This is a genomic window from Fundidesulfovibrio magnetotacticus, assembly GCF_013019105.1.
GTDB classification, from domain to species: Bacteria; Desulfobacterota; Desulfovibrionia; order Desulfovibrionales; family Desulfovibrionaceae; genus Fundidesulfovibrio; species Fundidesulfovibrio magnetotacticus.
This window is the reverse complement of the sequence record NZ_BLTE01000053.1, coordinates 1-595: the sequence shown is the minus strand read 5'-3', so window position 1 is coordinate 595 and position 595 is coordinate 1. Positions and strand designations below refer to the sequence as shown.

General features: G+C 67.9%; 1 protein-coding gene. It reads left to right on the top strand.

Annotation, left to right across the window (positions count from 1 at the left end):
• A partial coding sequence (locus tag NNJEOMEG_RS20265; protein ID WP_217270635.1) for a hypothetical protein occupies window positions 1–595 on the top strand: 595 nt, incomplete at both ends.

Sequence of the window (595 nt, the reverse complement as noted above, 5' to 3'; positions counted from 1 at the left end):
CTTCGTGGAGCATCCCACGGACAAGTCCAACCGGCCCAAGAAGCTGGACGTGCCCTACTCGGTGCTGGGGCCCTATCTGGGCGAGCTGTTCCTCAAGGCTTTCGTCACCGGGCTGCACGCCCCGGACGAGCGCCCCACGGCCCAGGAATGGGAACGGGCCCTCTACAAGACCTGGGACCTGCTGGTCCCCTGTTCCGGAGCCAAGTGCTCCCACGGGTGGATCGTCATGCACGACGCGTCGCTGCGCAAATGCCCGACCTGCGGGGAGAAGCTGCACGGCTCCATGCCGGTGTTGAGCCTGCGCTCGGAATCGCGCCCCGGGCAATGGACGGCCGACGGCGAGCTGGCAGTGTACGCCGACGGCAAGCAGGCCCAGGCCCTCTACAGCTGGCACGTGATGCGCGGCGCGCCCCGCGCGGAAGGGGCCGATACCACCCGGATGGGCTATTTCGCCTTCCACCAGGGCAAGTGGATTCTGGTCAACGAGAAGCTCACCTCCCTCAAGTCCCCCGGGGGCAACCACGTTCCCCAGGGAGCGGCAGTGGAGCTCGTGGACGGGGCGCAGTTCATGCTCTCCTCCGAGGGCAACGGCCGC